The following is a 6,615-nucleotide window of genomic DNA, read 5'->3' on the forward strand; positions in this document are numbered from 1 at the left end:
TGGCCAGGAACATGCTGTGTCCGGCAGCCCCGCTACACTAGTGACTCGTGAGTGATGCAGTAGATATCCAACGCGAATGGTCCGAGCTTGCCCAGGAAGTGCGCAAGCACCGCGAGCTGTACTACAACGGCGAGCCGGCGATCCCGGATGCGGACTTTGACGCCCTTTTCCAGCGCTTGCTGGCGCTGGAAGCGGAACACCCGGAGCTTCAAACTCCGGATTCGCCTACCCAGCAGGTGGGCGCTGCCCCGGAGGGCGCCGTTGACATCGAGCACCTGGAACGCCTGTACAGTTTGGACAACGTTTTTAGCGCTGACGAGTTGCAGGACTGGCTGGACCGCACCCCGGCAAAGGCCTATCTCACCGAGCTCAAGATTGACGGTTTGTCCATCGATTTGGTCTATCGTGACGGCAAGCTTGCCACGGCCGCCACGCGTGGTGATGGTCGCGTGGGTGAGGACATCACTGCTAATGCGCGTGTTATTCCCGATATCCCACGTGAGCTGACGGGCAGCGAAGAATACCCGGTTCCCTCCCTGGTAGAGGTCCGCGGCGAGGTGTACATGCGCCCGGATGAATTTGAGGAAATTAACTCCGCACGCCGCGAGGATGGTAAGCCCACCTTTGCCAACCCCCGCAACGCGGCCGCGGGCGGACTGCGCATGAAGGACCCGGAGGACGTCAAGAAGCGCCGGCTCCACATGGTCTGCCACGGCATCGGCGCGCGCGAAGGATTCCAACCAGCCTCGCAACACGACGCCTACCAGGCCTTGGAGGCATGGGGATTCCCGGTGTCGCCTTATACCCAGCGGGTCACCACCACCAAGGAGGTTCAAGAGCGCGTGACCTACTGGGAGGAACACCGCCACGATGCTTACTTCGAGATGGACGGTCTCGTCATCAAGGTCGACGACCTGGCCAGCCAGCGCTCCTTAGGAGCGACTTCACGTGCGCCACGTTGGGCCATCGCGTATAAGTACCCACCGGAGGAGGTCACCACCAAGCTTCTTAACATTGAGGTCGGTGTCGGTCGAACGGGGCGCGTGACGCCTTTCGCCATCATGGAACCAGTCTTTGTCTCCGGCTCGACGGTTTCCATGGCCACCCTGCACAACCAGTTCGAGGTCAAGAACAAGAACGTCCTCATCGGGGACACCATTGTCATCCGCAAGGCCGGAGAGATCATCCCTGAGGTTCTCGGCCCCGTCCTAGACAAGCGCGATGGCAGTGAGACCGATTGGGTCTTCCCGGAGAACTGCCCTGCATGCGGCACGAAGCTGGCACCGCAGAAGGAAGGCGACCAGGACTGGCGCTGCCCGAATACCCGCAGCTGCCCAGCGCAGCTGGCGGCGCGTCTGGAGTATTTGGCCTCCCGCAAGGCGCTTGACATTGGTGAGCTGGGGGAGAAGGCGGCGGCGGACTTGATTTCTTCCGGAGTGCTCGTGGACGAGGCAGAACTCTTTGATCTCGATGAAGAAGCACTCCTTAAATCCTCGGTCTACACCACCCAGAAGGGCGCGCTCAACGCCTCGGGCAAGAAGCTGCTGGAGAACCTCAAGACCGCCCGTCAGGCTGAGTTCTGGCGAGTGCTCGTAGCGCTGTCCATCCGCCACGTTGGCCCCATTGCCGCGCGTGCGTTAGCCACGCGGTTCGGCTCCATGGAGGCGCTGCGCGCGGCATCGGTGGAGGAGCTGGCGGATACTGATGGCGTGGGTGGCATCATCGCGGAATCCTTTAAGCAATGGTTCGAGGTGGACTGGCACGACAACATCGTGCAGAAGTGGACCGCCGCCGGGGTGACCATGGAGGAAGAATCCAGCGATAAGCCCGCGCAAACGCTGGAGGGAATCACCGTGGTGGTGACCGGAACCCTAGAGAACTACAGTCGCGATTCCGCTAAGGAGGCCATCATCTCCCGTGGCGGCAAGGCCTCCGGGTCGGTGTCGAAGAAGACCAACTATGTCGTCGTCGGAGAAAACGCCGGTTCAAAGGAACAGAAGGCCCGCGACCTTGGCTTGACCATCTTGGATGAGGAAGGCTTCAACCGCCTCCTTGAAACGGGCGAGGCATGAAGTTAGCCGCCTTCGACCTGGACGGCACTATCTACTTTGATGGCCACATGCCCGAAGACGTGCCGGAGGCGATTGCCGGTTGGCGCGCTGCGGGCAACCTTGCTGTCGTGGCCACGGGCAAGTCTCCTCATTCTGCTCGGCGTGCACTAGAGCCTTTTGGCGTTGACTTTGACTACTACCTGCTCTGCAACGGCACCGTCATCATGGATGGCTCTTATGAGTTGCTCTACGAAAACCATGTACCGCCCGAGGTGGTTCGTGCCGTGTATGAGCGGGTGCATGACACACCAAAGCTCGACCTCTATTGCACACGTTTGACAGGCCCGGACGGCTACCTCGTGCGCAACGTGGCGGGCGTGCACAACCCCATCATCAGTGAGCCCGTGCCGGTCCCGCCGTCACGCATTGAGGAAGAGGTCTTCCCGCTTGTTGCCGCCTGGACCCCGGGCAACCCAGACCTGCAGAGGAAGATCGCGCAGTGGGTCACGGACCGCTTTCCGGTAGGTACCGCGATGAACCGCAACTTCTTCGACATCATGCCGCCCGGTCACGACAAGGGCTTTGCCTTGACTTGGCTGCTTCGTCACCTGGAAGTTGAGCGCTCTGACATTGAGCTCATCACCTTCGGGGACGGGCACAATGACCTGCCCATGCATGCGCTTGCCGACGTCTCCCTCACCTTCCCCTGGGCACAACCCGACATCCACAAGGCGTGCACCGCGGTGGTGGACTCAGCCGTTGAAGGTCTAATACACTACGGTTCATGAAGATTGCGGCTTTAGACATGGATGGCACTGTTTACGTCAACGAAGACATAACAGAGGCCACACAAAAAGCCATCGCTGAGTGGCGTGCCGCAGGCAACTTGGCCGTCTCCGCGACGGGCAAGTCCATCGCCAATGCGCGCAACACACTCGAACCCTTCGGCGTGGAGCTGGACTACCACGTGCTCTACAACGGGACAGTCATCACCGGCGGCGACTATTCCATCCTGCACGAGGAGCATCTGCCGAGTGAGGTTGTGCAGTCCATTGTCGCTCGTTTCACCGGCCTGCCGTTGAATATCTACCTCACAGGCTTGTCTGGAGCCGACCAGGTAGCGTGGGATGGCCTCGCAGGACGCGAGTCCTCCATGGTGGCGAATACGGAAGTGGTGGATCCGGGGGACGTCGCCAAGCGCAGCACTGTGTTGTTGTCCCTGTGGATCCCTGGCAACCCTGAGCTGCGCCGCGAGGTGGACGAGTGGGTCCGCGAGAATTGTGCCGTCGAATCATCCTTTAACTGCGATTTCTACGACATCATGCCACCTGGCCATAACAAGGGTGAGGGCTTGACGCGGTTGCTTGATCATCTCGGCCACGAAAAAGCTGAACTCTACACCTTCGGCGATAGCTTCAATGATCTCTCGATGCACTCCATCGCCACCGAGTCCTTCACGTTCCCGGGAACGCAGATCACCGAAGAGGTGGACCACGTGGTCCCCGATGTCGCCGCGGGACTCAACTCGTTGCTTGCCCGCTAAGTAAGAAACGCACCCAAGATGGCACCCAAGTCACCCAAGTGCTCAACTTCGGAGGCGAGGTAATCGGGTCCACCAACGCGGCCCATCACCACCACGTAGTTCGTTCCCACGAGGGGAGCAGCGGCCAGCGCGGATTCGATGAGCGTCCAGGATTCCGGGATCCATGTGTCCTTCTCGGGATTGAGCACGCGAGCCGTTGTGATGTTGAGGTCGGTGGGGATCGAGCCGTCGTCGGCAGGCGCGGCGTCTGAGGCGGCGATGCGGCTGATCTTCTCGTCGTTCGCAATAACAACGGCCCAATTGGACGTCAGCGCCTTGGGGATGGCGGCGCAGACTTCGCTCATTGCGGCCGTCACGTTGCGTTGTGCGGCAACCTTGGCCAGCACGTGGATTTGCCCGCGGCGGTCGACGCGACCGCTGAAGGGGCGAATGGAGTCGACCTCGACTCCTTCCACTGTCTGTGCTGCCGTGATGATCTCATCCGCCATGGTGGACTGGGGGAGATCCAAGACGATGTCATCCATGACCGTACCGTCTGGGAAATTCTCCACAATGTCGACGGAGCGGATATTTGCCTCGATGCTGCCCATCGCGTTGGCAAGGAGGCCAAGGCTGCCGGGGGTGTCAGGGAGAAGGACACGGACGAGGTACGACATATCGTTCTTTCTGGGGAAGGTGAATAAGTAGGGAGGGGATATTTGGCTTTCTAACTCGATCGATGTTACCCAACCTGTCGAATACTATTCAATAGTATGAGCTTCACTTAGGGGAGGAGTGGTGGTGGCGCGGCAACAGCTGTGCAGTACCATGGGTGCTTAGCTATCAACCGTCTCAATGAATAAAAGGATGGAGTTCGCGTGTCTGATATTTCGCGTGACGAGGTCGCGCACTTGGCAAAGCTGTCGCGATTGGCCCTGAGCGAGGAAGAACTGAAGCAGTTCGCCGCGCAGATCGACGAAATCGTGGACTCGGTGTCCGCGGTGGGCAAGGTCGAGGCTGAAGGTGTGGAGCCAATGTCGCACCCGCACTCCGTACATGCTCCAATGCGTGAGGACGTTATTGTGCGCACCCTCACCGCCGAGCAGGCCCTGGACCAAGCGCCGGCAGCTGAAGATGACCGCTTCATGGTTCCGCAGATTCTGGGTGGAGGAGACGAATAAGAATGGCACAATTCATTGCGCCCACCGAGGGCATTACCGCACTGACCGCCGCCGAGCTGGCTGAGAAGATTCACTCCCGTGAGCTCACCTCCCGCGAAGTTACTCAGGCATTCTTGGATCGCATCGCGGAGACCGATGGCGAGCTCAACGCCTTCCTCCATGTTGGCGCGGAGGAAGCACTGGCGGCTGCCGACGCCGTCGATAAGTCCCTCGACGCCGGCGAAGAACCCGCCTCTGCCTTGGCTGGCGTGCCGCTGGCGCTCAAGGATCTGCTCGTTACTACCGACGCCCCCACGACCGCCGCCTCCAAAATGCTGGAGGGCTGGGTGTCACCTTATGACGCCACGCTGGTGACCAAGCTGCGCGAGGCAGGTATCCCGATTCTGGGTAAGACGAACCTCGATGAGTTCGCAATGGGTTCCTCCAATGAGAACTCCGCCTACGGTCCAGCCCACAACCCCTACGACACAGAGCGCACTCCGGGCGGCTCCGGCGGCGGCACTGCTGCGGCTCTTGCCTCGGGCCAGGCCCCGCTGGGTATCGGTACTGACACTGGTGGCTCGATCCGCCAGCCTGCTGCACTGACCAACACCGTTGGTGTCAAGCCGACGTACGGCACGGTGTCGCGTTACGGCCTCATCGCAGCTGCAAGCTCTCTGGACCAGGCAGGTCCGACTGCCCGCACGGTTCTGGATACCGCACTGCTGCACGAAATCATTGCTGGACACGATTCTTTTGATGCCACCTCCGTGGATAAGCCGGTTGCCCCGGTAGTCGCCGCCGCTAAGGAAGGCGCCAATGGCGACCTTTCCGGCGTCAAGGTTGGCCTGATCAAGCAATTCGAGCGCGACGGCTGGCAGCCGGGCGTGATGGAGGCCTACCACGCTGCGGTTGAGCAGTTGAAGAACCAGGGCGCGGAGATCGTCGAGGTTGACTGCCCGCACTTCGACGATGCACTAGCTGCGTACTACCTCATCATGCCGTGTGAGGTCTCCTCCAACCTGGCCCGCTTCGACGGCATGCGCTACGGCCTGCGTGTGGGCGATGACGGAACCCACTCCGCGGAAGAGGTTATGTCTCTGTCCCGCGCTGCTGGCTTTGGTCCTGAGGTTAAGCGCCGCATCATGCTGGGTACCTACGCGCTATCCGTCGGATATTACGACGCCTACTACCTTCAAGCACAGCGTGTGCGCACCCTCATTGCACAGGACTTTGAGCGCGCTTTCGAACAGGTCGATGTCCTTGTTTCCCCGACCACGCCGACCACGGCCTTCAAGCTGGGGGAGAAGGTTGAGGATCCGATGGAGATGTACAACTTCGACCTCTGCACCCTGCCGCTGAACCTTGCCGGCGTGTGCGGCATGTCTGTACCCTCCGGCTTGGCGTCTGACACCAATCTGCCGACCGGCCTGCAGATCATGGCTCCGGCGTTCAAGGATGACCGCCTGTACAAGGTTGGTGCCGCCTACGAAGCAGGGCGCAAGTAGCGCACAGAACTGCACCTTGTAGTGCTCCTCAGCCGGTGACCTTTCACGGAAACGTGGGAGGCCGCCGGTCTTCGTCGTTTTATTCGACGGTGGATGTGTTCTTGGCTTCTTGTCCTTTCGGTTGTTTGGAGTGGTGTCGTCGTTTGATTCGACGAGGGCTAGGCCCCTGTTCTTCGTCATCGTCGTCGTTTGAATCGACGGGGTTTAGAAGGGGATGTCCTCGCCGTTGTCAGTGTCGGTGTTGGTCTGGGTTTCGGCTTTAGCTTTGGCTTGTTGTTGTGCGTAGTCGTCGAGTTCTTGTTTGAGGTGTTGGGCTTCTTCGCGCACACGTTTCCTGGTGGCGGTGATGTGTTGGGCGACTGTTTGCGCCCACC

At 60.3% G+C, this 6,615-nt stretch carries 6 protein-coding genes; 5 read left to right on the forward strand and 1 reads right to left on the reverse strand.

All coding sequences use genetic code 11. The annotated features are described in order from the left end of the window. The first annotated feature begins 47 nt into the window (after window positions 1-47). The 3 genes from ligA to HMPREF2808_RS12275 are packed head-to-tail and all read left to right on the forward strand — an operon-like array spanning window position 48 to window position 3,594. The gene (gene ligA, locus HMPREF2808_RS12265) at window positions 48-2,072 is read left to right on the forward strand and encodes an NAD-dependent DNA ligase LigA (protein WP_070624920.1); all 2,025 of its coding nucleotides are present in this window, start codon (window positions 48-50) and stop codon (window positions 2,070-2,072) included. Then, on the forward strand, window positions 2,069-2,839 hold the full coding sequence (locus HMPREF2808_RS12270; protein ID WP_070624922.1) for an HAD family hydrolase: 771 nt from the start codon (window positions 2,069-2,071) through the stop codon (window positions 2,837-2,839). Before ligA ends, HMPREF2808_RS12270 begins: the two co-directional genes overlap by 4 nt. Continuing rightward, entirely contained in the window at window positions 2,836-3,594 is a 759-nt protein-coding gene (locus HMPREF2808_RS12275; protein WP_070525254.1) for an HAD hydrolase family protein, read from the forward strand. Before HMPREF2808_RS12270 ends, HMPREF2808_RS12275 begins: the two co-directional genes overlap by 4 nt. On the opposite strand, the gene HMPREF2808_RS12280 is transcribed toward HMPREF2808_RS12275, so the two are convergent. After that, window positions 3,591-4,250 (reverse strand): ACT domain-containing protein, encoded by a 660-nt coding sequence (locus tag HMPREF2808_RS12280; RefSeq protein WP_070624924.1) that lies wholly within the window; start codon window positions 4,248-4,250, stop codon window positions 3,591-3,593. The genes HMPREF2808_RS12275 and HMPREF2808_RS12280 overlap by 4 nt on opposite strands. Window positions 4,251-4,451: 201 nt before the next feature. Here HMPREF2808_RS12280 and gatC point away from each other — a divergent pair, with 201 nt between their 5' ends. Further along, entirely contained in the window at window positions 4,452-4,754 is a 303-nt protein-coding gene (gene gatC, locus HMPREF2808_RS12285; RefSeq protein ID WP_070525257.1) for an Asp-tRNA(Asn)/Glu-tRNA(Gln) amidotransferase subunit GatC, read from the forward strand. 2 nt (window positions 4,755-4,756) lie between these two features. Further along, window positions 4,757-6,241, forward strand: coding sequence for an Asp-tRNA(Asn)/Glu-tRNA(Gln) amidotransferase subunit GatA (gene gatA / locus HMPREF2808_RS12290; protein ID WP_070597056.1), 1,485 nt, complete (start codon window positions 4,757-4,759; stop codon window positions 6,239-6,241). The last annotated feature ends 374 nt before the right edge of the window (window positions 6,242-6,615 follow it).

Origin of the sequence: Corynebacterium sp. HMSC078A10, assembly GCF_001811565.1 — a bacterium.
Taxonomy (GTDB): domain Bacteria; phylum Actinomycetota; class Actinomycetes; order Mycobacteriales; family Mycobacteriaceae; genus Corynebacterium; species Corynebacterium hesseae.